Here is a 26,433-nt window from a genome sequence, read left to right on the forward strand (position 1 = left end):
CGAAATCCCCATCCGCGTTGTGACTGTCCCAGCCTGCGCGCGCACTGCACCGCGGTGCGCCGGTTCGCGGAAACACAGGGTGGTGCGGACCCTGCCTCCGCCCGACAACAGGTTCGCGTACAGAGCAATCTGGAGTATTCGCGCCGTGCAATTTCGCGACCTTCGCTGTGAATAGACCAATGAGTCCAACGAGATCCGCGCCGAGACCGGCGTTCTTGTCTTGTCGCGGCGCTCGAGAAGTCAACGCCTCCCCGTATCGGATACCCCGTCGGCAAGCAAGAGCCGGTTCGCCTAGCGCTGAAACGTCTCTCGTACAACGCATTCGGCCCTGGGCATGGCCGCTGCGCCATTTCGTGGACGCCGTTGCCATCTCGGCTTCGGCCACCGCCCGATGTCAGGAGCTTGCGTGAGTTGAGTGTATCGAATTGCGAAATGGCAATCTCGACAAGGTCGAAGCCGATCCGAGCAGATGACGGTCGGTGCCCTTGGACAGCGCTCCGAGCCGTGTGCGAAGGGCTCGGAGCGCCGCGGGTAATCGTCGCTGGGTCTGTAATCAGCAACGGTTCCAAGCATAGGGCATCCCCACTCAGGTCGTGGCGAGCCGTCGTTTCGGCGTCTGGAGAGGAGGGCTGTACCAGCCGGCCCAGTCTTTCCACCAGGTCAGGTAATTGTGGGCGGCCATCGGCGCGTCGAGGCCGTCGAGGGGTATGTCAAAAGCGTCGATGAGCGTGTGGAGGTGTATCGACAGAGTTCGGCGGCGGCGTTGCAGTTCGGCGAGGACGGCGTGGGCGCGGTCTGGGGTCATTTGCTGGTGGGCTGTGTACCAGCCTGCGTGAGTATGGATGCGTTCGAGGGCGTAGACGGCGCCGAGGTGATCGAGCAGGTCGGCTGCGGTGGGATCGGTGCATTGGGTGGCCGCGATGTCGGTGGCGGTGGCGGCGAGGCGTTCGCTGACGGCCTGGGCGAGGTCGATCGCGGCGGTGTCACGGTCGATGGCGGTGCCGGTCACGCGGTGATCGTCTCGGGTCAGGGCCTCGGCGAGGACGTGTTCGCGGTCGATCATCATGTTCAGGTACCAGGGCAGTTGACCGGGGGTGTCGGGCAGGGTGAGCGCGGTCAGATCCAGGCCGTTGCGGTGGGCGAGGCCAGCTTGCCGCCACAGCAACTGGGATTCGCCTTCGGCGGTGATGATCCCGTCGACGAGGCCGAGCCACTCACCGAGACGGTTGATGCGGAGCGATCCCTGTGCGGCTGCCCGCGGGCGGCAGGTGTGCAGCACATGGTGGGCGGAGTAGGCCAGCAGCGGTTTGGCCAGCATGGACCAGATGCCTTGAATCGGTTCGGCGCCGGGGGGCGTGGTTTCGGTGCGGAGTTGGTGGATGTGGCGGCCGAGGATGCTGGTGGCGTAGGTGGTGGTGACCGCGGCGAGTAGGTCGCGGCGCACGGTGCCGCAGTGAACGAACGCTGCCCGACCGCCGGGCCGCCGCTGGATGAAGTAGTTGTGTGTCAGCGCGATTCCGGCTCGTGCCATCGCGGCTGCGGCGTTGGCCAGGTCCAGTCGACCGTCGCCAAGGACGCTGATGGCGCGGTGGAATCGTTCGCGGGGCGCGAGTGCGCAGTCCAGGACGCCGTCGCGGCGCATGAGGGCCCAGTCGCCGCCGAGCAGCGCGTCGCGCGGGGCGAACGTGCCGGAAAAGCGGATCAACGCGTGGTCCATCGGCGCCCAGTTCTTGTCCGGGAGGGCCTGCAGGTGCAGGCCTGCCACGAGACCGTTCTCACCTCGGAAGCGGAGGAGAAACGGCAACACCCCTTCATCGCGGCCGTCGACGATGAGGCGGGCGGTGACGACGCCGGTCTTGCGGGTGTGGGGGTCGGCGATGTTGGGCATGAACTTCCAGGACGCGACCGATGGGGAGTCGATCCAGTAGCCGTCGCGGCCGCTGTCCCAGGTGGCGGTCGTGTGTTGGTCGGCGCCATTGGTTCCGCCGAGTTCGGTGAGCAGCAGCTCGCCCGCCGCGTCAGCGGTGTCGAGTTCGGCAAGCAACTGCTGTTGGTAGGGCGAGTTGTTGCCGAGGGTACGGATCGCGCCGATCGCCAAATCGAAATGCCCGGTGAGCACGGGCAGCAAGTGCGGTGCAGCGATACCGGCCCACTCGCACAGGGCGCCCCGCAGGGCCGGGTCCGCGGCAATCGAGGCCGCTGATCCTCCCAGCGCCTGCACCGCGCTGCGAAGCAGACGCGGCGCGTAGGCGGCTTCGGCGCTGTAGGTCGTCGCGGTCGATGGCCCGTCCCCGAGGTCCAGGACCGCGGCGCGGACGCGTGCGTGCAGGGCGTGGTCGCTGCCGAGGACCGCGACGCGCAAACAGGTCGAGGCCGACTGTGCACCGGCCTCGACCGGTCCTGGAACGTCGGTGCTGGCTGGGGCGAGTGGTCTGATCATGACGGTTCTCCGATCGTGCTGACGATGGTTCGCGTGGACTGCGGGGGGAGGTTGACGCTGCGGTGCCGGTAGGGCCGGGCAGGCGCGTGTGGAGCGTGGTGTCGCTCGCAGGGCCGGGGCTCATGCATTCGTGGCCGCGGCGGCTGCATTCCGGAGGTGAACGCGGCGGGCTACGGGGACGGGACGGAAGACCGTGCTCGGGTCACGCCGGGCCGCGCGTTCGAAGGCACGGGCAGTGCTGGGCCACGGCGCGACCAGCTGACCCTGGGGGGTCTTGTACCAGCTGGGTCCGCTGTCGGGCCAGACCGAGCGGGCCCAGGCGTGGTCGAGCCAGTGGCGGTAGCGGTTCATCGCGGCCGTGCTCGGTTCGATCGCTGCGGCGCCGATGTATTCGCGCCAGCGAAGTGCGGCGAGGATGAGCGTGATCTGGGATTCTTTGATCGCGATGTTGGATCCCGCCGGGTTGAAGGTGGAGGGTCCGGCGATGAGGAACAGGTTGGGAAAGCCCGGCAGCGCGGTGCCCAAGTAGGCTTCGGCTCCGCCCGCCCACCGGTCGGCCAGCAGCCGTCCGGCCCGGCCGCGGACACGCACGGAAGCGAGGAATTCGCTGGCCCGGAACCCGGTGGCACACACGATGATGTCGGTGTCGCGGGACGTGCCGTCGACGGTGCGGATTTCGTTGTCGGTCACGCGGGCGATGCCGGTGGTAACGAGCTCGACGTCGTCGCGGGTCAGGGCCGGGTAGTAGTCGTTGGACAGCAGGATCCGCTTGGCGCCGACTGGGTGGGTGGGGGTGAGTGCGGCGCGCAGGCTCCGGTCGCGGATCTGGCGGCGCAGGTGGGTGCGTGCGAGGGATTCGGCCAGCGGCGCGGTCCAGCCGCGAGTCATGATAGGTGCGAACAGTACGTCGGCGGCGGCACCGGTCAGCCACCGGTAGAGCCGGTGGCCGGCGGGCAGTCGTGCCAGGAGGGCGCGGGTGGCGGGCCCGAACTCGTGGCCGGGTTTGGGTAGTACCCAGGTAGGTGTGCGCTGGTACACCGTCACCCGCTCGGCACGCCCGGCGATCGCGGGGATGATCTGGATCGCGCTGGCGCCCGTGCCGATGACAGCGACCCGACGGCCGGACAGGTCGATCGAGTGGTCCCAGCGGGCTGAGTGCATGACTGGCCCCAAAAAGTCTTCCAGGCCAGAGATGTTCGGGTAGTGGGGGCGGTGGAGCATGCCGACGCTGAAGACGACGATGTCTGCGGTCACCGGTGGACCTGCGGTGGTGGTCAGTATCCAGCGGCCGCGGTGCTCGTCGTAGGTGGCGTCGATGACCGTGGTACCCAACCGCAGGTGCGGTAGGAGGGCGAACGTGTCGACGACGCGCTCGAGGTAGGCCAGCGTGTCGGCTTGGCGTGGGTAGCGAATGGCGGGGTCCCGGTAGGGCGCGGCCGAGAGCGAATACAGGTGGGCGGGGACGTCGCAGCTGCAGCCGGGGTAGGTGTTGTCGCGCCAGACCCCGCCGACGGCGTCGGCGGATTCGAGGATGAGGAAGTCGTCGATGTCGTCGCGGCGTAGGGCGATGCCCATGCCGATGCCGCCGAATCCCGCGCCGACGACAGCCACTGTCACGTGCGTGTTCATGGTGTGCCTTGTCTGTGTGTCTCGAGATGCTGGAACGTCCCGTGGGGACCCGCGCCGAAGGTGTGAAGGGGCTTGGTCACAGCGGTTCCTCGCCGTGGTCGTCGGGCGCAGTCCCCGTATCGACGATCCGGGGGTTGGCGAGTCGGATGTCGAGCATGGCTTGGGGGGTGGGTGTCCGGGTGAGCACCGTCCAGCGGGTGTGGATGCAGGTCCAGCGATCAGCGGGTTCAAACCTCAGTCGCCAGCGCAGGGCTGCGCGGGGCGCGCCGCCGATCAACCGTGTGCGGGTCTCAGCCAGGCGCACCTGATCGTGGGGGTGGATGATGGGGTGCTGCCGCCGCCAGCGGTGCACGGGCTCCGGCGCCGGCCGGATCCAGTCGTGCACGAGGCCGGTCGCCAGGTCGACGACCGCAATTCCATGGCGGCGAGGCGCGGGAACGGCGCGCACCAGCAACTCGGACACCGGTGTAGGCGCCGGCGGGTGGGCGGCGCTGACATCGCACACGACGGCGGTTACCCCCGGTGGATCGGCGTGGCGGGTGGCGGCGAGGAAAAGGCTGCGGCCGGTAGCGCTAGCGTGGCCGCGGCTGACCGCGAGGGCTGACCATCGGTGCCGATCGGCGGCAGGGTCGAGCAGCTGCAGCAGTCCGAGACGGTCCTCGAGCACGGCGAGGCGGCCGAGCAGGTCGGCCAGCGGGCGGGTTGCCCCGCCCGTTGTTCCGGTATCGAGCAGTGTCTCCGCGGCGGGAGTGGTCACAGCGAGGCCGGTGGCCGGTTCCGGCCAGCTGATGACGCCGACGGCCGGGCGCGCCGGGATCGGGCGTGACCGCGGACCGGCCCAGGCCTGGACGGCGGCGACACGGCCGACGCTGTCGGTGACCGGTACCGCGAACAACCGGATATGTGTTCCGGAGGGCAGGTAGACCGATCGTGCGCGAGGCTGTGCCTCGGCGGTCGCGATCTCGACCAGAGCCGGCAGTTGCCGTCCCACAGCGGCCGAGCCGGCGATGCGAGTGCGCGACAGGCGAGTGTGACGGCGGGGATGGCCGCCCTCAGCCACCACCCACTGCTGAGCTGGCTTGCGTTCGATTTGCACCAGCACCCACGGGTTCTCGCGCGCGTGACCTCCCGCCTGGTACGGCCCTCCGCCGTGTGCTGACGGCAGGAAGGCGGGTCGGCTCGACACGACGAGATCACCCGCCCATCCGAGCCGGGACACCGCCGCCACGTGCGTCCTGCGCCTGCCGGGGCCGTCGACGCGCGGGCGGGCGAGGTCGGTGCCCGCGCACCACGAGGGCGACGTTCGCAGCAGTGCTCGCGGCGGCGACAACCGACACCAACACCGCGTCGATCACAGCAGCGGCCATGTCCTATCCCTCCCCACCGATTACGGCGCCGGCGGGTTGGCGCCAACGCTGATGGGCTGCAACCGATTCAGGGTCAACCGAAACAACCGTTGGCTCCATCACGGCATACCGGACATGCCGACTGCCGGCACGATGCGCGAGCACAGTCGCAGTGTCTGCACGCGTCGCGGACAACCGGGGCCCGCCCGTCATCGGGGCAGAGGAATCGGCGTTGTCTCCGAGGGGGGCCTGCAGGAGAAGCGAACCCAGCAGCAGCAACAGCGCAAGCAAGGCAAGGGCGGCGATCACGGAGCTCATTCGGCGCCAACGCAACCGGTTTCGGCCCGCGCTCGCACGTCGCGGAGGTGTCGCCGAGGAGCTGATGAGTCCGTCGCGGCCGAGCGTGTCGGTGAGGTCGGTCCAGACTGCGCCGGGCTCGAGGACGCGGCAGTGGATCGCGGAGATGCTGCTGACACCGGCGCTGTGTAGAGCATCGGTCGTGTCCGACAGCGCCAGCAACACCGCGCCAACACGGCGCGGCGTTCCGACCACGATCAAGACGGCGGAATCGACGCCGTCCATCAACCCGATGGGTGCCGAGGTTTCTGCACCGGGGTGACACGTCAGGGCCGTCAACCACTGGCCTCGGAATCCGGCAAGGATCATCGCCGGATCTCCATCGGCTGGCGACGGTGGGAGCTGGCGAGCCGCGGCGATCACGCGGTCGACCAACGCTCGCAGGTCGGTCGGCTCGTGACCCGATGGTCTTCGCAGCGAGGTGTCGGGCATAGGGAGTGTCCTCCATGAGCGGGCCAGGGGCGAGGGGCCCGAGCATCCGACGAGGCGGGGCCCCTCACGCCCCGGCAGAACCTGGACCTGCGCTACGGCGTGGACAGGTCGTCGGCCAGGGCATCGACCCAGGCGCGAATCGGCTCGCTGTGTCCCTGCGCGGCGTATCCCGTATGCGCGAGGGGCGTGGTGAACAGCTGTCCGATTACGGCGGGATTGACCGCGTCGGCGTTGTCGGCGCCGATCTGCCCGATCGCGGCGATCACCTGGCCGACCACACGGGGGACCTGCCCGAGCGGGTCCGCAGCGATCACGGCACCGACTTGGCTGATCTTGTCTGCCACGGCCTGCCCGTGCGCGGGCTCGTACTCGTCGACACCCGGACGGGCCGCCTGGGCGACGCGCTGCGAAATGCTCTGCTGTGGAATGTAGTCGACCTGGCCGCCGACCACCGAAACGTCGTCGAGCACAACCTCAGCGGTCACCTCGGCCACCGTGTCCGACCACGCCGCGCCGAGTGAGCCCGCAGCGGCGAGCGGATCGTGCAGATCGGCGCCCGCAAGCAAGCCCGCCCCCGCCCGCACAACCGCGGCATTGGGTGCGATGTCGCAAGCCAGGTCTCCCGATGCGCACACCTCTGCGACCCGCCCTGCCAACGCCCCGTACTCGCCGCCAGTGCCAGCAATGCCACCAGTGCCCGGTACGGGTGCCAATTGGACGCCCGCAACCGACGCACCGCCGCTCCCCGGTGCCGGGTCGGGGGTGCGCTGGCCGGGACGGCCGGGCAGCGGATCCGGTGTCTGGTTCTTGGCCGGGTTTGCCAGCAACGCCACGCCCGCCACCTGCTCGGGCGCGACCGCGGATGCCCCCGCACCGATCTCCTCGGCGAGCTGCGACACCGCAAGCGCGCCTTGGGAATAGCCCGCAATTGCCAGGCGGGTCCCAGGACATTGCGCCAACGCGGTGGTGGCCATCTGCGTCAACCGGTCGTGCGCCTGCGCCACGGATTCGGCGAACGGCAGACGCCCGGAACCGGTGCCGATCAAGCCGCCGAAGCCGGCGTCGTAGGGGACGTAGGCGCGGGCCACGTCTGGATGCGCGGCGACCGTGGGCCCGAGCACCGCACCGAGCATGCCGGTGTCGGCTGTCGGGTCGGCCGTCGGTGTGGACTGCCCGGTGCCTTCGACTCCCAGGACCAGCAGCTCGGGGCACGGTCCCGCCGGGATCGCGGCCGGGAGTTCTTCGGCCGCGGCGCTTCCGGTTCCCGTGATCACCGCGGCCGCGGCGGCGGTACATGCCGCGGCGCCGAACACCCGTGCGCGTGGGCCACGTTGGGCAGCTCGGATATTGTGTCGATAGTTTCGTGTCACTGTCCTTCATTCCTTCGTCTCGCCGAGGCCCCCTCGAGGATGGTGGGCCGCGGGCACTCGGCCGCCAGGCAGGGCCCTGAACCCGCAGGGGTATCCAGGGCCCCGTTCAGTGGTGTGCTGGTGGCCTGCTGCCGGGGCTGGTCACAGGAACGGCAGAACCGAGTAGACGATGTTGAGCACGATCGAGCTCGCCGTCTGTGCCAACGCCAATCCGTTGGCCAACGCACCCAAGATTTCGTTCACCGGACAATCTCCTTCACAGTTTTCGGCATGAGTCGACCCATGCCTGAATTTCATAGAATTCGAGGCGACGCGTCCGCCAATCAGTCGCGAGCGCACCTCACATCCCAGATACCGAGTGCGGCAGCGCGGTTCGCGGCGTCGATGACGCTCACCATTACCTACCCGATTACCGGGAATTCCACATCGGTTGGGCCGGTATCCGTTTCTCGAGCTCGGCCGCCCCTGCGGAACAACCTCAGCATTCTTGGTCACTGTCCCGCTGTCAATCGAATCGCATTGCACAAAGCGGTCACTCGAATTCCCCAGATCCCACCCTCGAGGCGTCCGAGGCACCCCGTGGACGGACAACCCGGCGCGTGAGGCGCTGGCTGCACGCACTACTAGGAGGATCTCCAGGTAACTGTGACCGCCGATAGAAACTTGCCCTCGCTAACTCCCAAGACAGCGGTACCGTGCCGCGAGGTAGAACAGTGGACGCAAGCTCCACGACTCCACCCTCCCATGCACGGAATCAAAAGGAGCACATTTTGTGCAACTCACCGAGAGTAATGGGCATCGGCCTGCGTTGCTGATTCAAAGGAAATGGCGCAAACGGTCCCCTGGGCACACGAGCACGCACGCTTTGTGCAGGCAGCAGGCATTGCGTCGCGGGTAACCACCATGATTGCTTGGGGGAGGCCGGTCCACCCCCTCTCCAGTGCCGTATCGGTGAGGAAAGCGGCCCGCCGACCATTACTCACACGGAGGCAACGGTCTATGCCCATCACGTTCTCGCTCCGGTCTCTGCTGAGCACGGGCGATCTGGTCAAGCCGGCTTCGCCGATTGATCCACACAGTGCAAGCCATGCCGGCCACACCCGACGAACTGACCCGAACTCGCTGCGGCGAGGCCGCCAGCCAGAGAACAGTCGCCTTCCAGCGGCGCTCTGGTCACAGCCACCAATCCACCCATCTCGGTTTCCGAGATCTCGATTCCCCGTCCCGTCGGGCGTCTCGACAACATTCGGCGAACCGTGAGGTACCGGTGTCCGCAGGAAAGCAGCGGCTCTACTTTTCGAGGCGCAGTCCCGATTCTTCATTCGGCGGTCTCCCGTTCGAGTATCCGCCGTCGATGTACGATGTTCCGATCGGCTCCATGCACTGCGCGACAACGGTTCTGGATACTCGGGGTCACCTCGGGGAACGATCAGCGCTACGGGCACTACGCTGGGGGCCCGGTCACCAACTCGACATACACACCAACCATCACGTCGCGCTGGTGACCGCCACCGAACGCGGCCCCCACACCATCGGACCGTCTGGGCACCTGCACCTGCCCATCGACGTCCGCCACGCCTGTCACCTGCGAGCACACGATCGAGTGCTGCTCGTCGCGGCACTGGACCGCGAACAACTGCTGGTCTATCCGATGCCCGTGGTCGCCACCGCACTCTATCGACACCGAAAACTCCTGTGGGACCGATGACGAGAACCGACGACATCACGGCCGCCCTGGATCTGATCACCCGGCTAGGGCTCACGATCGCCGACCTCACCGAGCACATCCACCACCAGAAGACCACACCGACGTTCAGCGAATACATCCCGGTGGTCCGCGCCGCGGTCGCCCCGACCACCGCCGCCAACTACAACACCTACTGGCGCCTCATCGAACACCACTGGCCCCACCGGCGCATCGACCAGCCAACTTCGACAGAAATCGGCCAGCTCGTCCACCAGCACCGCGAACACCTGGTGATCCGGGCGAACTCCCGAGACGGTCACGCCGCAATCGCACACTTCATCTCCGCGTTCCGCTGCCTCTACTCCCACGCCGAACGCGACCGACTCATCGCCCCTCGCGACAACCCCGCCGCCGCCGTCCCCCGCCCCGCTCCCCTGCCCGGCAAACGCCACGCACTCACCATCGAACAAATCCTCGAACTAGCCCACATCGCCGCCACCACCGGCGACGACCCCGCCCTGGACGCCCTCATCGTGCGCCTGCACATCGAGACCGCATGCCGGCGAGCAGCAGTGCTGGGCCTGACCCTGCCGGACCTGAACGTGCCCGACTGTTTGATCAAACTCCGAGAAAAAGGCACCACGATGCGCTGGCATCCCATTTCCCCGACACTCATGCGACGACTCATCGAACACGCCGCAGAACGCGGCGGCACCGAGACAACCCACCACGTACTGCGCTACCGCACCGGACACCCACTCGGACGCCGCCGCTACGACACCCTCACCACCCGCCTGCGCGACCATCTACCCTGGGCAGCAGCCCTGGGCGTCAGCGCCCACTGGATCCGTCACACAACCCTCACCTGGGTCGAACGAGAATTCGGCATGGGCATCGCCCGCGCCTTCGCCGGACACAGCGACCGCCCCACCCACGCCGTGGCAACCTTCACCTACGTCACCGCCTCGATCCCCGAACTCGCCCAGGCAGTGGCAACACTGACCGGCGAACCGCACCCCCTCGCGCGAAACACCGACAGGCAATGACCCGACGCCAAAGCGATTTCGACCGGTGCGTCGAATCGAAGCCGTGGCAGTGAAGCACGCGATGACGCAGGGATGGGTCTGCAGCGGTCACCGCGCAGTGGCCCACTCATGAAGTCACCATCCCGCGGCTGGTCGCAGCGCGATCCGGTCTGTGCGTACCATCCCGCTCGCCGATGAACAGGGCCCGGCTCCGCAGCGTACCGAAGACGATCACTTCGCCCCGCTGAGGCCGCAAGTCCGCGGCGATGATCCTCTGAATACAGAGTTTGATTCCTATAGCAACATATGACCTTGCTTCCGGCTTCGAAGTCGATCTGCTCGTGTGGTTGTCCGAATCCCAGCGCCTTCAGTGTCTATCCCACTCAACGGCAGACGCCCCAGCCGCCACACATGACCACCGGGGCGATACGTGTAGCGCCCATCATGAGGATTTCGGAGTTGCGCCTCGTGTCGCCTGGCTGATCGCACGGCCGGACTGCGAACGATCTAGATGTCCGTTCAACGGAGTGTTCGACAACGGTCGCGCAATCCAACCCATGCGAAGGGTCCGCGCCGCCCACCCGTCAGCGCCATCTGTTTCGCCGCCGTTACGGCGGCGAGTACCGACTGCGACTCGCCAGCGCGTTTGCCAGGACAGCACTCCTACCCCAGAGTGACGGTGCGACGGCCTCTCACTCACATCACCCAATCAGCAAGGAGAGCTCCACCCCGAAGCACGAGCAAACCCGAATCCGCGCGAGACTGACGACGGCGGGGAGGGCTTGCGCCGACTGTTGATCAGGCCGCGTTCGTCTCGTCGGGTGGTGTCGGTCCGCCGATCCATGATCGATCGGTCGCTGTAGCGCAGGAGATCGTGTGCATTGTGTCTACCAAACCCACCTGCTCGGGGACGTCGATGGGGTGTCGTCCCTTCCATCGAACCCAGATCGCCAAGTTCCCGGCCTCGGCCTCGGCGACCAGCTTCTGAAGCGACCACCTCTTGTTCCCCCTGTCGACCTCGATGACGATCAGGGGAAGGTCTTCACCGCGATCGCAGACGATGTCAAGACGGCGCCGGACCTCCCGTCGCCCGTGCACCGGCCGCGTTATCATCGCCGGCACTTCGAACTCGACCTCCCGACCTTGGCGGCGGGCCCACTCGGCGTTGGCCTCGGTGATCAGCCGGGTAGCTTGCTGTGAGCTCCGGCCCGCCAGCGAGATCTGGTCCTCGAGGGGGTCGATGATGTCGCGGAGCCGTGCGCGTAGGTCACGGAGTTCGTCGCTGTCGCGGCATTCGCATTCGAAGACCGACAGTTGGACGCGGGGACCGTAGCCAGACAGCAGGACGGCGACGTCCTCGCGGCGTCGGTCGTCGGTGATGTCGTAGGTGACGAGCACGATCATGGTCATTTCCAGCGCAGCGCGGTATACGGCTCGGCGGGGGCAACGAGGTGGCGGGCGAGGGCTTTGGCTTGCAGATGCAGGGCGACGCGGAGCCTGACACGGCGCCCGAGGGCGCGGTGGGTGATCAGGGTGAGCATGCGGCGTTCGTAGGCGGCGAGGAAGGTGTGTTTGGCATCGTCACCCATGCGGCAGCCGGTGTCGGGTTCGGTGCTGAACTGTTCAGGTCGCAACTGTGCGGTGGCGACGCAGCGCAACACCGCCACGTCCACGGTCATGGGGCGGAACTCCTCTATCAGGTCCAACGCCAATCCCGTTCGACCCCAACGGTGTTGATGTAGGAACCCGACCATCGGGTCGAGGCCGGCGGCTTCGAGCGCGGCCATGGCCTCATGACACGGCAGGGTGTAGCCGTAGGACAGCATCGCGTTGATCGGATCCGGTGGTGGACGGCGGGCACGGCCGGTGAATCCCCACAGCGGGTCCGACAGACGCGCCACCGACTGGAAGTAGTCACGGGCGGTGCTGCCCTCGATACCCAATACCTGTGACAGTGTGTCAGCGGCGCCGAGCGCGTCCGCCGATTCGGTGAGCCGGTCCGCGGCGGCCGCGGTGCCGGGGTCGTCGACCCGACGCGCGGCCCGCAGCAACGACACTCGGAGATTGTCGATCTTGCCCGCGACGAACGCCGCGGCCAGCACGCGGCACTGCCGTTCGTCGTCGGCGAGCCGATATTGGGCGCGGCGGGCCGTCGGATCGGAGGTCAAAGGGCTACTCAACCTGCCACCGAGGGTGCCATTCTCGCTGAGCAGCACCACGTCTATTCCGGTGTCGACCGCCTTGCGCAGGAACGGTGTCGTGAATCCGACCGCGCCGAACCCGACGACTTGCCGCACGCGCCGCAACGACAACCGCAGCAACGATTCCTCCCCGTCGGTGACCACCAACCGGTCACCACGCGTACGCACCACAGCACCCTGCCGTTCGACGTACACGACCGTCTCGAGCGGATGTGACAGCATCTCCGCCGCCGCGAGCGTCGAGGCCGTCACGGTCTGGCCGAGGAAGTCCACCCCCTCCTCGAACGACAGCACCCGACATTTGCCCGCGTTGAGTTCCAAACGGATATCCGACAACTCGGTGGCCGCCGACTGCAACGCTGGTTCACCGTCGCGGCGATCGGACACCGGAATCGCGAAATCGTCACCGTAGCGGATGATTCGCCAACCGGCCGTCATCATCGCGCGGTCGAACACATCCAGGTACAGATTGCTCAACAGCGGGGCCAGCATACTGCCCTGATGCAGTCCCCGACCACGATCCGCCGGCGTGGCACGCTCATCCGGCACGCGACGGTTCAGCAGCAGCCCGACCAGATGCACCACCCGCTCGTCGTCCACCAATTCCCGCAACCGGCGCATCACCTCCCAACGGGGAATGCGATCGAAACACTCCACGATGTCGCCGCGCGCACCAATCCGCACCACCGTCACGCGCGGACACGAGCTCGGCGACCGCGTCCTTCGTACCGAGCCCCTTCCGATACGCGAAACTCCACGGCAACAGGCGCGGATCGATCACCGGATCCAACACCGCCAGCAACGCCCGCTCGACCACACGATCCTCGAGACGCGGCACACTCAACCTGCGCACTCCACCAGAGGTTTTCGGGATCTCGACCCGGAACAACGCACCCGGATTCCACTCCCCCGCCGCCAATTCAGCAGCGATATCGGCGATCCGCCGAGCCGCGTCCGCCTCGAAACGCTCCACCGCCGGATCGAAACGCCCATCCGCCAACGCGTTGTCCCGCACGATCTCCCAAGCGTCCAGCAACGCTTGCTGGGTGAATGCCCTCGCGTAGAGAATGCCCATGATTCGCCCCATCCAGGAGTTCACCGCGACGATCGGGATCACGGAATCCGATGACCGCCCCGGCAACCACTCCGCGACATTCTGCCAGCACACCGCTATTCCGGCATCCGGGGCCGAGATCGCACACCGCCGGGACCACCCGCGGTACAGGGCGTCATGGCGTTCCCAATGCCCTGTCGGTCGGGCTGTGCGTAGCGAGCCATACCGGTTCGCAGGCGTACCACGCCGATCTCCAGTTTCTATGCCCTGTCGGTCGGGCTGTGCGTAGCGAGAAGCGGCAGAACCGTATGCCGTCAAGCGACGACCGTTTCTATGCCCTATCGGTCGGGCTGTGCGTAGCGAGGGCTACCAATTTTCGGTGGCTGTGACCTGCGTGAATGTACCACTTTGCGAGCACCTCGTCACGGCGGGCGTTGGTTCGATCTTGATCGTGCCGGATACGGGGTCTGCAGCGGCTGTGAGCTGCGGTGATGTGGTTGCGAGCACCGAGGCGTTTTTCAAGGTTTCGTGCGAGCGCTGTACAGGTGGGGGTCATGGGGGTTCAGTGTTGGTGTTCGCGGTGCCGAATCCTCGGCATCCGATGATCTGGCCTCGGGTGTCTGTGACTTCGTCGAGTGGGAAGACGAGGTCGGTGCGTTGGGGGTGGGCTAAGGCGATGATGCGGGAGACGATGAGATGGGTGTCGGGGGTTGGGTCGGGGAGGTTTTCGGCGGTGTCGCGGTAGGTGACGCGGGCGAGGGGGATGGTGATGCCGTGGTGGGTCAACGGCGGGGCGGGGGTGTGGTGTTCACGGACGCGGGCCGGCTGCGTTGTCGAGGGGAAGTGGGCGATGCGGCGGTCTTCGGTGTCGTAGAGGTCGATGGGGTGGAAGGTAAGGTTGATGAGGTGGGTCATGGCGTGGCCGGTTGGGAGGCATGGACGCGCATCGGCTGGTAGGTGTCGGTTTTGTCGTCGTGGTGGAGCAGGTGGGTGCCGGTGAAGAAGCGGATATCGGGGCGGGCGAGTTCCCAGCCGAGAGCGAGGGCGACAGTTTTCGGGATGAACGCGACGATGACCCGTTCGGTGCCCTCGGTGAGGTGTGGACGCAGAGCGTCGGCGATCGCTCGCGGGAGGGCGGCGATCTGGGCGGCGGTCAACGGTGACGCGCTGTCGGGGGCGGTGAAGGTGTGCACGGTGGCGACGCCGTGGGAGACGAGTTGGTTGGTGTCGAAATGGGCTGCGGCGCCGGTGAATGCGAGCACGATGCCGGTGCGGTGACCGGTGGGCGCTGCCAGGGTGGTGATCTTGTCGGTGAGCGTGATCGTGGGTGCACCGTCGAGGGTGATGGTGGTGTTGGGTCGGTTCGGGGGGTTGAGTTCGAGGAGGCGGGTGCGCGGGATCGGGGGCAGGTAGGCACCGACGGCCAAGGCGATGGGCCACAGCATGTTGGGGGCGACGGTGTAGCCGGTGTCAGGGTTGTCGTTGTTGATCAGGTTCTCGAGGGTCGCGCCGATATCGGTGGCGACGCGGTGGATATCGATGACGCCGTCGGCGTTGGTGTTGTCGGTCAGGTCGACCCAGCGGGTGATGGTCCGCCACGCCATGTGGTGGTCGGCGGCCTCGCCGAGCGCGTCGCGACGGCGGTCGCTCATTCCTTCGGCGAGGGCGTGGACGTAGTAGAGAGTGCCGCCACTGCGATGGGTATGCCCGCGCAACCGCACCGTCACCCCAAGCAGGACCAACAGCAGCAATGCGGTGATCCAGCGCTCCGGGACGAAAACGAACCCGTCGCCGGGTTTCGGCAGGCTGTCTTCGACGAGGAGGGCGGCGGTGCCGGCGAGCAGGGTCGCGACGGCGACAACGGCGAAATTGGCTGTCGCCAGGCGTCTCCGGTTGGGTTGCCACCACCATTGGACGACGTGTCCGCGAATACTGGTCAGTCGTAGGAGCATCGATGTTCCCCGGATCGTGATCGTTGAAACCTCTTCGGTCGGTGTATGAGGTTACGCTGTGGGTCCGGTGCTCGTCGGCACGATACGGGAGGTCGCCATCGCCGAGCAGTTCGTCAATCCGTATACGTTCGTTCCGTTTTCACCCTCCGTACCGGTGCGGCGGGCTCCGAACGGACATTCTGGGCGCGATGCCGCGAGCTTGTTGTCGGGTCGGTTGCTGGTCACGGTGGAGGCGCGTACTCCGTTGTTGATCCGAGGTTTCGGCACCGTCGAGGACCCCCGGCCGCCGAGCCGTCCCGATGGCGCGGGTGGACGTGAGTCGATCATTCCGGGTTCGTCGCTGCACGGAGCGGTCCGGTCGCTGCACGAGGCGCTGACGGGGAGTTGTCTGCGGGTTTTCGATTCCGACTTCGTTCCGCAGTATCGGCAGAACGCCGACGCGGAACAGGTCGGGCGGCTGCGGTTGGCGGTGGTCGCGCACGCGCCGGAACTGGAACCGGGGCAGCCGCAACCCGCGCCTACGCTGCGGTTGTGCGAGCCGAAGAACCCCGACGGGTATCGGCTCGACCAGGACGATCTCGTCGCTCTGCATCGCGATGGCGGATTGCGGTCCGGCGACAGGCTGCACATCGTGTGGGCCGAGGACGGGGAGGTGGCGTCGGTGCGGACGGACCCGGCCGGGGACTGGGTGGTTTTCCTCAGCGATGCGGGGACGCGGCAGGCATCGAGGCCGTATCGGGCGCAGGTACGGCGACTGACAGAGGAAACGATCGAGATCGACCAGGCGGCGTGGGACCGTTTTATGGAATTGGTGGAAGGCGCCGATGATCTGCGGACCGCGCGGCTGCGTGAGGTCGGGGCCGATCAGCGGTTCACCGAGGTGGCCCACACCTACAAACCTCAGGGGGCGCGCGAGCGCAGAGTCGTGGTCGGTTCGCGTCATCTGGTGCGGCGCAGCGTGATCGAAGGGCAGCCGCTGTGGGTGCGGCTGTCCGCCGACGGCACGCGAGTCGAGCTGGTCCAGTTGGCGATGGTGTGGCGGACCCATGGGAAGTCCGCGGCCGGGCAACGGATTCCGCCCGGATTCGCGCCCTGTGAGGATCCGGATGACCTGTGTCCGTCGTGCCGGTTGTTCGGCTCCGCGGATACGCGCGGGGAACCCGGTGAGGACGGTGAGGCGCGGCAGCGGTCCTATCGCGGACATGTGCGCTTCGATGACGCTGTCGCCGCCGCGTCGGTGACGGTGCGCGAGGTGAGGCTACCGCCGATGTCGGCGCCGCGTCCCGGCGCGGGACAGCACTACTTGGAAACGGCCGGGTGGGCCGGTGACGGTGGGGTTCCCGCCCTGCGCGAATGGGGATCACAAGCCGACAAGGGCAAACAGCCACGCCGGTTGCGGGGACGGAAGTTCTATTGGCATACAACCGTTCCCAACGGACTGCTGCCCACGCGGGGCCAAGCGCGCGCCCACCACGACGACAACGCCATGATCACCTCGGCGCGGGTCTACGCGATCAAATCGCGGTTCACCGCCACCATCACTTTCACCGATCTCGACGAGTTAGCGTTGGGATCGTTGATCGTCGCCCTGCAACCTCATCGAGCGCTCGGCGAGAAGGCGCTGATCCACATCGGCGGGGGCAAACCGCTGGGCTACGGATCGTCCCGGATCACGCTCGACTCGGCGGGCAGTTGGGTCACCACCGCCCGCGCCCGTTACACCGGCACGCCTGCCTCGCCCCTGGATGAACCGGCGCTGCAACGCCTGGCCGACCTGTTCGCCGAGCACAGCGAGACGGCCGTCGTGCGCGAGGAGACCTGGCCGCTGCTGAGCGCGGCACTCGAATTGGATCGCGTGCCCGCGAAGTTGGTGTGGTACCCGCCGGGCGACACCGACAACAAGAGCAAGAACCGGGATCGGGGATTCCCGTATTGGCAGCAGACCTCCGGGCTCGAACTGCCCGACCAGACCGCGACCCGCAAGGGGTACCCACTACAGCCGTTGCCCGCGGTGGACGCGCCGAATCAGGCTCTGGACATCGTCTTCGAGACCTCGCATCAACCGTTACGTCGCAACAAACGGGGGGTAGATCGGCGTTGACTTTTTATCTGGATATCAGTGTGGTGCAGATCCAGCGATGGCTCGCCCAGGCCGCGACGTTGAAGGGCCGCCGCGGCGCGTCGAGCATGATCCGCCTCGCCACCGAACCCGACCGCATTCGCGCACTGCTGGCCGGGCACGGCGATTCGGTCGGGATCAACACCGAACAGGGGTTTATCGACGGGGTCGTATCGCTGATCGTCGCTGAGAACAGCGGCGCCGTCGCCGTCGTGGAACAGAGGATCCTGGCGCACCTGCGCACCGCAATGCCGACCGCGACACTGCGGGTGATCCGTTCCAGCGGCCCAAGTTATGGCAGTCGTGTCCCGGAATCGACGGTGGATTGGCCCGCCGCGACAGCGGAGTGGCCGTTGGGCCGTCCCTGCGCGTGGTGCCGGAGATATTCCGCGACCGAAATGAGTGGCGGTGACGCCGATTCCGAGCCGGTCGCGTTGTGCGTCGACTGCCGTTCACGGCGATCACACGCGGGGTCCGCGCAGTCACCCAAGGCGATCCCCGGCCCGGAACGCGACCTCATCGCCCGACTCGACGACCAACGCCCGGTGCCCGACAACTTCGAGGCGTTGGCACGACTTGGACTCGGCCGCGCACGGGACAACACCCACATCGCCTTGATCTACGCCGACGCCAACGCGCTCGGCCGGTTCATCAAATCGATCGCGGCAAGCGCCCCGACGCTGCTGCCGCAACTGCCCGCGGTGATCCATGACGCGACGTGGGCGGCGGTCGTCGCGGGTGTGGCTGCCATCGACACCGGGCAGTCGAGTGTGCCGGTGATCGCGCATCTGGTCGGCGGCGACGACATCGTGGTCAGTGTGCCCGCGCACGGTATGTGGGATTTCACCGCCGCCATGACGGAGGCGTTCACGGCGACGGTCGGGGAGCTATTGGCGCAGGTCGTGGCGTCGGTGCCCGTGGGTGCCGGCGAGGCCGTGAATTCGGAGGTGGTGGCGGGTTCAGCCGTGGGAGTGCGAGACCGGATCAGCGCGCCGACACTGTCGGCGGGTGTGGTCGTGCATCACGAGTCGTTCCCGTTCAGCACGGTGATCGACCTCGCCGCCGATCTGCTGCGCCGCGCCAAGGTCGCGGCGCCGGGCCGCGCGGTGGTGTGCTGGCAGAGCGTCACCCACGAGGGCGACCAACCGAGTACCCGGCCCCCGGTCCCCGCGGCGGCACTGCGAGAGAACGGCGATGCGCTCGCCGGACTCGCGGCGCTGCCGGCCTCCCAACGTCAGGAATTGTCCTGGCTGCTCCGCGAACCCGACGCCTCGACCGCAGATCTGGACATCCAGCTGCGGCGGATGGGGCTGCGGGCGACAGCGGCTCCTTTCCTGCCCGAGCGCAACCGGAGCGAGGCCGGTATCGGTTTGGCCGACGCCTTGGACATGGTGCGGTGGTGGCGGGCATGACCGAACTGCGTTTCCGCATCAGCTTCGACGCACCGATCCGGGTGTCGACCGGTCGGGCGGGACCGGGTGTCGATGCCGCGGTCGATCCGACCGATCCGCTGCCCGCGACCAGCCTCAAGGGCGTGGTGCGTGCCACCGCGACCCGGCTGCTCGGGACCGATCATCGTCTGATCGAGGCGGTGTTCGGTTCACCCCGGCGCGAGAGTGCGTGGGAGTGGAGCGGCGCGAGAACCGAGACCGTGTGGACCGCACCGCAGCGGGCGGCACGCATCCAGGTGGTCGACCATGTCGCCGCCCACGATATGGTCGCCCTCGCCGAGCAGGTCCACACTCCTGCGGCGATATTCACCGTCACAGCGCTTGCCGATCTGCCCGTCCCGGAACTCGACGCCCATATCGGGGTGCTCACCATCGCCGCGACCGCGACCCGGTCCCTCGGCGCGGGACGCTGCCGTGGCACCGGATGGGTGCACATCGCCTGCCTCAACCATCCACCGACGCCCGAGCGGATCCGCGCGTTCCTCACCACGGAGACCCCGGCATGACGCACCGACGAGCCCTGGTCACCGCGATCCTGGACCAACCCGCCGCCCTCGGCACCGGATCACGCGGCGATTTCCGCACCGACACCCACGACCACATTCCCGGCAGTGTGCTGCGCGGCGCGTGCGCGGCGGCCTGGATCCGCGCACACGGCAAACCCGCCGACAACGACCCGCGTTTCGCCGAGATCTTCGAAGGGAACGGCGTTTTCGGTCCGCTGCACGCTCAGGAAACGCTGCCGCTGCCGTTGTCGACGCGCGTCCACAAATACCGACCCGAACCAGGTTGTCGGCAGGTGTGGTGGGACCGGGCATACGGTGCGACCGACGAAACGTGCGCCGACTGCGGACAGGAACTGCGTGACAGCAAAGGCGAACCGACCGGTGAGGTCGCCCGCGTCACCCGCGTGCGCGCCGCCCTCGACGAATACGGTGTCGCCGAGGACGAGAAGTTGTTCGAAACCGTCGCTCTCGCAGCGGGAACCAGGTTGTCGGGGTGGGTCAGCGGCGATGCCGTAGCCGCCCTCTACCACGAGCGATCCCCACTCACACGTCTGAAACTCGGTGGTGGGCGCAGCACCCGCGGCGCAGCCCGCATCACCATCGACCCGGCCGCCCGCCCCGAACCGTTGGAGATCCGCGCCGACGGTCACCTGATCCTGCGTTCGGCCGCGCCTGCGGTCTTCTTCGACGACTACGGCTTCCCCACCGACCGGCCCTCCCCCGCGCATCTGAGCGCGCTACTCGGCTGCCCCGCCGAAGTGGTCGAGCACTGGACCCGGTGGACCGAGATCGGCGGATGGCATGCCGCGAGCGGACTACCCAAACCGGTTGAACGCGCCGTCGCGGCCGGATCCACCTACCTCGTGGCCCTGTCCGCGACACCAGCCTCCGAACGCCTGGACATGCTGCGCACGAACGGAATCGGCGCACGTCGCCGCGAGGGATTCGGCGCGCTCTACGTCTTTCCGCCTCGCGCCGCCGACGCCAACGGTCTCGCGTCTCGAGACGCGGCGAGGTCGGATCCGGCCGTCTCGACCGACAGAGCACCAATCCCCAACGTGGTGCCGGTGCCTCGTCCCGCCGACCACACCGAGCCGACTCTTCCCAGAACAGCGCCCGTCGATTCGCGGATCGCCCGCGAACAGCGCCCTACCCCCGCCACCGACGCGGCACGAGCACCGGCCGCCCCCGACAGGGCCGAATATGCGGCGACGAGGAGCGCGACACCCACACCAGCGACCAGCGACCACCTTCACGATCCCGGTGCGACCAAGGGCACGAATCCGCCCGGCGCCGTGAGGCATCCGAACCAGGCAACCGCCCGGGCCGATATCTCGCCGGCGGAATCGGCCGAACGTGTCCGCGCCATCACAACTTTCGTCGGATGGCCGAAACTTCGCGCGCATCTGACGCACCGCATCAGCACATCGCCACCGGACGCGGCCGCCGACCAACGACTGCTCGACAAGATCGCCAAGGTCGCCACCCCCGCCCAGACCACCGCGTTCGCCGAACTACTCGGCCAATCCGACCCTGCCCTGCTCCAGGCGATACTCGACCGGATCGAGGAACCGTGAAATCGACCCTCATCACCGTACGCCTGCGACTCGACACCTCCGGCGGCGTGACAGCGCCCGAAGAACAGCGCATCGACGTCACCACCAACCCCACAGGTGAGTCCCGCACCCGCAATACCCGTCCCCTGCGGCGTGATCCCGCCGGGCGCGTCCACCTGCCCGGCTCGACCGTCGCGGGCAGTCTCCGCGCCCACTGCGCCCACATCGGCGAACTCGCGGGCGCGTTCGGTCCCGCTCCCGGCGCGAAGGTGCGAACCGCCTCACCAATCCAGGTCCTCGGCACCCGCACCCGCCCCAACGGCCCTCCCGGTGTTCGTGGACGCACGGCCATCGACCGCACCCGCGCCGCCGCCCGTAACCACACCCTGCACAGCACCGAAACACTCGCTCCCGGAACCGAGTTCGATATCCACCTACGGTGGGACGACGCCGCCGACATCGAACTGACCGCCCTGCTCGACGCCCTGCGCCACTGGAAACCGATCCTCGGCGCGGGCGCCTCGGTCGGCGCGGGCCGCGCCCGGCCCACCGGACTCGCCCACCGCACCTACGACCTGCACACCACCGACGGACTCACCGCGTGGCTGGCGATCACCGGACCCGACGACTACCCCGCCCCCACCGCGTTCACCGTCGACCCCACCCCGTACACCACGCGGACGCTGCGCATCACGACCGCCCTGCACATCGGCACCGGAACCACCCGGGTCGGTGACAAGGAGCAAGAGATCGCCGAAATCGTCCGCAGCGGAGACGACTACCTGATCCCCGGTACCACACTCAAAGGTGTGCTGCGATCCAGGATCGAATACATCTGCCGCGTCCTGGACGCTCCCGCCTGCGACACCGACCCCTGCGGCGCGTGCCGCCCGTGCCTGCTGTTCGGCCATGGCTCCCCCGGCCCCGACCTGCCACCCGCCCGCGCCCGGATCGCCGTGCACGACGCCATCGTGCGCGACCCGATCCGCGAACAACGCCAACACGTCGCCATCGACCGATTCACCGGCGGCGCGCACGACCAACTCCTGTTCACCCACGACGTCCTCACCGCCGGCGAATTCGACCTCGTCATCGAACCACTCACCGACATCGACACCTTCGATCGGATGCTGCTCGACGCCGCCGTCGCCGACCTGCACGACGGCCTGATCGGCCTCGGCGCACGCACCACCGCCGGATACGGCACCGTCACCCGAACCGACCACACCCCCACCGAACCACCCGACCTCACCCACCTGCCCGCACCCAGCTCGGCGGAAATCTCATGACCTGGACCCTGCACGCCACCGGCCCCCGCCCCCTCGGCGACTGGCCTCACCTCACCACCACCGCCATGCACGCGGCCTGGGCAGACACCCTCGGATTCCACATCACCGAAGCCCTGCCCGACACCCCGCCGCACACCACCCACCTGTGGGCGTGGACCACCGGCTGCTGGCTACGTGTGCGCGTCGACCATCCACACTGGTGGGCCGCCGCCCTCACCCACGACACCACCCCCACCGGCACCGCCTGGCGACCCGACCCCGAACGACTCCCCAGCACCACCATCCACCCGATCCTGCACTGGCCACCCGGCGCGGGTGAGATCGCCCAACGCACCCTCACCCCCACCGACATCCTCACCACCTACCGCATGATCGCGCTCACCCCGCTGCGCGCCAACACCGCGACCTTCTACGGCACCACCGACACCCACCCCACCACCTGATGCCCGCACTCATCGAACTACTCCTCGACATCCCGGCCCACCTCGACATCTACCCCGCCCGCCTGCACGGCGCGGCCTGCGCGCTGCTCGAACAACCCGACAGCGACCACACAGCCCAGATCAAACACTTCTCCACCACCCCACTGGTCGGCACGCCCCACGGCAGCCACTGGCGACTCGGCTGGCTCCCCGACACCCCACCCCCAACGCTGCCCACCACCATCACCTTCGGCGGCACCGACTGCACCATCCTCGACCACCACCACACCCACCACACCTACCTCCAACTCGCCACCACCCCCGCCCCCGTACGCGCCGTCGAGTTCGACATCACCAGCCCGATGTACTTCTCCCGCAACGGAAGAGACCACCCACTCCCCGACCCGGTGCTCATCCTGCGCAACCTCATCACCCGCTGGAACCACCACACCCCCAGCACAACCCACATCCCCGACGACCACGCCCGCGACCTCACCGGCCACATCCACCTCACCGACTTCGACGGCCACACCGTCCGCGCCCGAACCACCTACACCAAACACCAAACCGGCTTCCTCGGCACCCTCACCCTCGCCCTACCCGCCAAAGCCCCCACCCACACCCACCACACCCTCGCCACCCTCACCACCTACGCCACCATCACCGGCATCGGCGCCCAAACCACCCACGGATACGGAACCTGCCGCATCACCCGAACCACACCTCTGTGAACCCACCCGTACAGCGCTCGCACGAAACCCCGAAAAACGCCCCGGTGCTCGCAACCACATCACCGCAGCTCACAGCCGCTGCACACACCCTATCCGGCACGATCAAGATCGAACCAACACCCGCCGTGACGAGGTGCTCGCAAAATGCTACATTCACGCAGATCACAGCCACCGAAAATCGCTAGCCCTCGCTACGCACAGCCCGACCGACAGGGCATAGAAACTGCTCACGAACGTGTACACGGCCACAAAGGCCAGCGTTCTCGCTACGCACAGCCCGACCGACAGGGCATAGAAACACGTCAAGCTTGAAGCTCTGGCCGGCGTAGACCGCTCGCTACGCACAGCCCGACCGGAGGTCGGTGGTCGACCCGCGAATCAATCGCCGGGTTCGTCTTCGGCGGCGGCGAGGTATCCGGCCCAGCTGGCTTGGGCCAGTTCTGCCCATTGGTGTGCGGTGGTGACGTGGATGCCGAACAGGTCGCTGATCACGATGGCCGGTAGGTGACCGGCGGTTTCGATCATCGCCGTGTTGCGGGCGGCGAGGGTGGGCAGACCGTGTCGGTTGAGGACTCGGCTGATCGCGTTCTGTGTACGGGGCGGGGCTGGTGCACGAACAGGTGACAGTGGTTAGGCAGCCTGTCGGGCTGCCGGGGTCATGATCGCTTCGTACTCGATCGGGGTCAACCGGCCGAGCCGGTCCTGGCGCCGCCGCCGGTGGTAGGTGCGCTCGATCCAGACCACGATCGCGATCCGGAGCTGTTCACGGGTGCCCCAGCCGCGCCGGTCCAAGACGTTGCGTTGCAGCAGGCTGAAGAAGCTCTCCATCGCCGCGTTGTCACCCGCGGCGCCGACCCGGCCCATCGAGCCCACCATGCGAAACCTGTTCAGCGTGTGCACGAAGCGCCGCGAACGGAATTGCGACCCTCGGTCGGTGTGGACCACGCAGCCAGCCACCTCACCGCGGCGAGCGACCGCGTTGCGCAGAGCGGTCACCGCCAGCCGCGAGGTCATCCGGGAGTCGATCGAATAGCCGACGATCCGACCGGAGAACACGTCCTTGACCGCGCAGATATAGAGCTTTCCCTCACCCGTCCGATGCTCGCTGATATCGGCCAGCCACAACCGATTCGGGCGATCAGCGGTGAAGTCCCGGTGGACTCGGTCGTCGTGGACCGGTGGTCCTGGCCGTTTTCCCGAGCCGCGGCGGGGTTTGCCGAACGCACTCCACCACCGGTTCGCCGAGCAGATCCGCCACGCTGTCCGACCGGCCATCGGCTCACCCGCGGCACCGGCTTCGTCGGCGAGGAACCGATAGCCGAATTCCGGGTCGTCGCGGTGAGCGTCGAACAGGGCGTTCGCCCGGTAGGCCTCGGCGAGTTCCGCGGCGGTGACCGGGCTCGCCAGCCACCGATAGTAGGGCTGGCGAGCGAGCTTGAGCACCCGGCACGTCACCACGACGGGTATCCCGTCGGCGGCGAGCTCTTTCACGAGCGGGTAGATCTTTTTCCCGGCAGCTGAGCCTGGGACAGATAGGCAGCGGCCCGGCGCAGGACCTCGTTCTCCTGCTCGAGCAGCCGGTTACGGCGCCGCAGTTCCCGCAACTCAGCCGACTCCGAGGTCGTTGCTCCCGGCTTCACGCCCTCGTCGACATCAGCTTGGCGCATCCATTTCGACAAGGTCATCGGATGGATCCCGAAGTCGGCGGCGATCTGGTCCAGGGTCACCCCTTCGTCGCGGTTGCGGGCAACGCGGACGACGTCGTCACGGAACTCGCGGGGATAGGGCTTGGGCACGATGACATCCTTCCAGGCCCGCCTCCCGGCAAGCCAGATCGATGACACCTATCCCTGCAGCAGCCCCGTTCACTGTCGGAGTCGGTGACAGAAGGATCGTGCGTACTTCAGCCGGAAAGAGCGGGGTAGTGAGGGACTCCAGCACCCGCCGAAGGACCTAGCGAGACAGGCGTCTCACGCGAATGTCCGCCGCCGAAACTCCCCACACCGGGGTCCGTTCGATGCTTCCTGGCTTCTACCCACCACGCGCGGGCGAGTTGAAGCGCTTCATCTCCGAAGGCCTGGTCGTGCTCGACACGAACGGCTGCTGGCCTACCTCGACGGCCACAAGCAGCCCACATGGGGCCTGCTTGTGGTGCGGTCGGGCATTGCCCCCAGCACGGTCGGACGGCCCCGCCGGTACTGCAGCGACAACCACCGCCAGCACGGCTGCCAGGCGCGGAAGCGGCACGCCGAGCGGCTCCGTCGCACCGGCAGCGACCCGGACCGCGCACCGTAGGCACCCACCACTGTGGACACGGTCTCGTTGTCGAATCTTAGCTAGACCCGGACTACCATGCGCACACCTCGCAGACAGGTCCGTACCGCTTCCAGTGAACCGGTGGGCGGACATGTCGAACGGCGCACGAACCAACCCCACGCTGGCCACACTCAGGGGAGGTCCGATGACGCAAACAGCTGCCAGCGACGGTGATACCGCACGCCCGGAATGCCGACCTGTCACCAGTCCAGAAGGAAGAGTCGACCGATGAACCTGGTGGAACGCACGAGCGGGCGTACGCTGACTGCGCTGCTGTTAGTCACCGGATTGACCGGATGTGGTCAGGTCTCAGATCGGGAGGCGGCCCGTACCGAACGCCCGCAGCCACCCTCAGCAGCCCAGTCACTGCGAGCCCGGCACCGCCAGTCGCGACCACGCCGCCGGTGCTGCGGCCAACCGCCCTTCCAAACCGCGAATCGTGTTCCAGCACAAGCTGAACGAACTACCTGCTCCGCCGTTGCCCACTCTCGCGACAACCGAGCTGCCATCGGCCTACGTCGAGATCTCCGGTGCTTGGGCGGGCCGGATC

At 67.5% G+C, this 26,433-nt stretch carries 21 protein-coding genes; 9 read left to right on the forward strand and 12 right to left on the reverse strand.

The genetic code is table 11. The features are described 5' to 3' along the window. Window positions 1-586: 586 nt before the first annotated feature. From CRM89_RS10985 to CRM89_RS11005, 5 genes are all read right to left on the reverse strand, one after another. A complete protein-coding gene (locus CRM89_RS10985; RefSeq protein ID WP_098083933.1) occupies window positions 587-2,362 on the reverse strand; it encodes a hypothetical protein in 1,776 nt (591 codons plus the stop codon). 198 nt (window positions 2,363-2,560) lie between these two features. Then, window positions 2,561-4,057, reverse strand: coding sequence for an NAD(P)/FAD-dependent oxidoreductase (locus CRM89_RS10990; protein ID WP_172964493.1), 1,497 nt, complete (start codon window positions 4,055-4,057; stop codon window positions 2,561-2,563). 88 nt (window positions 4,058-4,145) lie between these two features. Then, complete coding sequence (locus CRM89_RS10995; RefSeq protein ID WP_127516165.1) at window positions 4,146-5,297, reverse strand: GAF domain-containing protein; 1,152 nt, start codon at window positions 5,295-5,297, stop codon at window positions 4,146-4,148. Between the two features lie 142 nt (window positions 5,298-5,439). After that, window positions 5,440-6,204, reverse strand: a complete 765-nt coding sequence (locus CRM89_RS11000; RefSeq protein WP_127516167.1) for a hypothetical protein — start codon at window positions 6,202-6,204, stop codon at window positions 5,440-5,442. 92 nt (window positions 6,205-6,296) lie between these two features. Then, window positions 6,297-7,517, reverse strand: coding sequence for a cutinase family protein (locus CRM89_RS11005; protein ID WP_098083937.1), 1,221 nt, complete (start codon window positions 7,515-7,517; stop codon window positions 6,297-6,299). Window positions 7,518-9,075: 1,558 nt separating this feature from the next. On the opposite strand from CRM89_RS11005, the gene CRM89_RS30395 reads away from it, so the two are divergent. Then, window positions 9,076-9,282, forward strand: coding sequence for a hypothetical protein (locus tag CRM89_RS30395; RefSeq protein ID WP_127516169.1), 207 nt, complete (start codon window positions 9,076-9,078; stop codon window positions 9,280-9,282). Continuing rightward, on the forward strand, window positions 9,279-10,307 hold the full coding sequence (locus CRM89_RS11015) for a site-specific integrase (RefSeq protein WP_098083939.1): 1,029 nt from the start codon (window positions 9,279-9,281) through the stop codon (window positions 10,305-10,307). The genes CRM89_RS30395 and CRM89_RS11015 overlap by 4 nt, the downstream gene beginning before the upstream one ends. A gap of 777 nt (window positions 10,308-11,084) precedes the next feature. Here CRM89_RS11015 and cas2 read toward each other — a convergent pair. The 5 genes from cas2 to CRM89_RS11035 all read right to left on the reverse strand — a co-directional run bounded on the left by cas2 (window position 11,085) and on the right by CRM89_RS11035 (window position 15,493). After that, window positions 11,085-11,690 carry a CRISPR-associated endonuclease Cas2 gene (gene cas2, locus CRM89_RS11020; RefSeq protein ID WP_172964494.1) on the reverse strand — a complete coding sequence of 202 codons (606 nt, stop codon included), beginning with the start codon at window positions 11,688-11,690 and terminating at the stop codon, window positions 11,085-11,087. 2 nt (window positions 11,691-11,692) lie between these two features. Next, on the reverse strand, window positions 11,693-13,108 hold the full coding sequence (gene cas1, locus CRM89_RS11025) for a CRISPR-associated endonuclease Cas1 (RefSeq protein WP_228803197.1): 1,416 nt from the start codon (window positions 13,106-13,108) through the stop codon (window positions 11,693-11,695). Then, window positions 13,026-13,604, reverse strand: coding sequence for a hypothetical protein (locus CRM89_RS31675; RefSeq protein ID WP_127516173.1), 579 nt, complete (start codon window positions 13,602-13,604; stop codon window positions 13,026-13,028). The genes cas1 and CRM89_RS31675 overlap by 83 nt, the downstream gene beginning before the upstream one ends. Window positions 13,605-14,093: 489 nt before the next feature. Then, a complete protein-coding gene (locus CRM89_RS11030) occupies window positions 14,094-14,456 on the reverse strand; it encodes a hypothetical protein (RefSeq protein WP_098083942.1) in 363 nt (120 codons plus the stop codon). Then, entirely contained in the window at window positions 14,453-15,493 is a 1,041-nt protein-coding gene (locus CRM89_RS11035) for a hypothetical protein (RefSeq protein WP_098083943.1), read from the reverse strand. Before CRM89_RS11035 ends, CRM89_RS11030 begins: the two co-directional genes overlap by 4 nt. 58 nt (window positions 15,494-15,551) lie before the next feature. On the opposite strand from CRM89_RS11035, the gene CRM89_RS11040 reads away from it, so the two are divergent. From CRM89_RS11040 to cas6, 7 genes are all read left to right on the forward strand, one after another. Then, complete coding sequence (locus CRM89_RS11040; protein ID WP_098083944.1) at window positions 15,552-17,594, forward strand: RAMP superfamily CRISPR-associated protein; 2,043 nt, start codon at window positions 15,552-15,554, stop codon at window positions 17,592-17,594. A gap of 416 nt (window positions 17,595-18,010) precedes the next feature. Next, complete coding sequence (locus tag CRM89_RS32260; RefSeq protein ID WP_371392057.1) at window positions 18,011-19,024, forward strand: hypothetical protein; 1,014 nt, start codon at window positions 18,011-18,013, stop codon at window positions 19,022-19,024. Beyond that, on the forward strand, window positions 19,021-19,569 hold the full coding sequence (locus CRM89_RS11050) for an RAMP superfamily protein (RefSeq protein WP_098086951.1): 549 nt from the start codon (window positions 19,021-19,023) through the stop codon (window positions 19,567-19,569). The genes CRM89_RS32260 and CRM89_RS11050 overlap by 4 nt, the downstream gene beginning before the upstream one ends. Beyond that, window positions 19,566-21,146 (forward strand): type III-B CRISPR module-associated Cmr3 family protein, encoded by a 1,581-nt coding sequence (locus CRM89_RS11055; RefSeq protein WP_098083946.1) that lies wholly within the window; start codon window positions 19,566-19,568, stop codon window positions 21,144-21,146. The genes CRM89_RS11050 and CRM89_RS11055 overlap by 4 nt, the downstream gene beginning before the upstream one ends. After that, complete coding sequence (locus CRM89_RS11060) at window positions 21,143-22,414, forward strand: RAMP superfamily CRISPR-associated protein (RefSeq protein ID WP_172964495.1); 1,272 nt, start codon at window positions 21,143-21,145, stop codon at window positions 22,412-22,414. Before CRM89_RS11055 ends, CRM89_RS11060 begins: the two co-directional genes overlap by 4 nt. Continuing rightward, the gene (locus tag CRM89_RS11065) at window positions 22,411-22,857 is read left to right on the forward strand and encodes a hypothetical protein (protein WP_098083948.1); all 447 of its coding nucleotides are present in this window, start codon (window positions 22,411-22,413) and stop codon (window positions 22,855-22,857) included. Before CRM89_RS11060 ends, CRM89_RS11065 begins: the two co-directional genes overlap by 4 nt. Next, a complete protein-coding gene (cas6, locus tag CRM89_RS11070) occupies window positions 22,857-23,567 on the forward strand; it encodes a CRISPR system precrRNA processing endoribonuclease RAMP protein Cas6 (protein ID WP_098083949.1) in 711 nt (236 codons plus the stop codon). Before CRM89_RS11065 ends, cas6 begins: the two co-directional genes overlap by 1 nt. A gap of 378 nt (window positions 23,568-23,945) precedes the next feature. On the opposite strand, the gene CRM89_RS30930 is transcribed toward cas6, so the two are convergent. Both CRM89_RS30930 and CRM89_RS11075 read right to left on the reverse strand, forming a co-directional pair. Beyond that, the gene (locus CRM89_RS30930) at window positions 23,946-24,092 is read right to left on the reverse strand and encodes a hypothetical protein (RefSeq protein ID WP_172964496.1); all 147 of its coding nucleotides are present in this window, start codon (window positions 24,090-24,092) and stop codon (window positions 23,946-23,948) included. 105 nt (window positions 24,093-24,197) lie between these two features. Then, window positions 24,198-25,363, reverse strand: a protein-coding gene (locus CRM89_RS11075; RefSeq protein ID WP_371391985.1) for an IS3 family transposase whose coding sequence is annotated in 2 segments (ribosomal slippage) — window positions 24,198-25,081 and window positions 25,081-25,363 — 1,167 coding nt in all. Because the reading frame shifts where the segments join, the coding sequence is not laid out codon by codon here. Window positions 25,364-26,433: the final 1,070 nt, after the last annotated feature.

Source organism: Nocardia sp. FDAARGOS_372, assembly GCF_002554515.1.
GTDB lineage: Bacteria > Actinomycetota > Actinomycetes > Mycobacteriales > Mycobacteriaceae > Nocardia > Nocardia farcinica.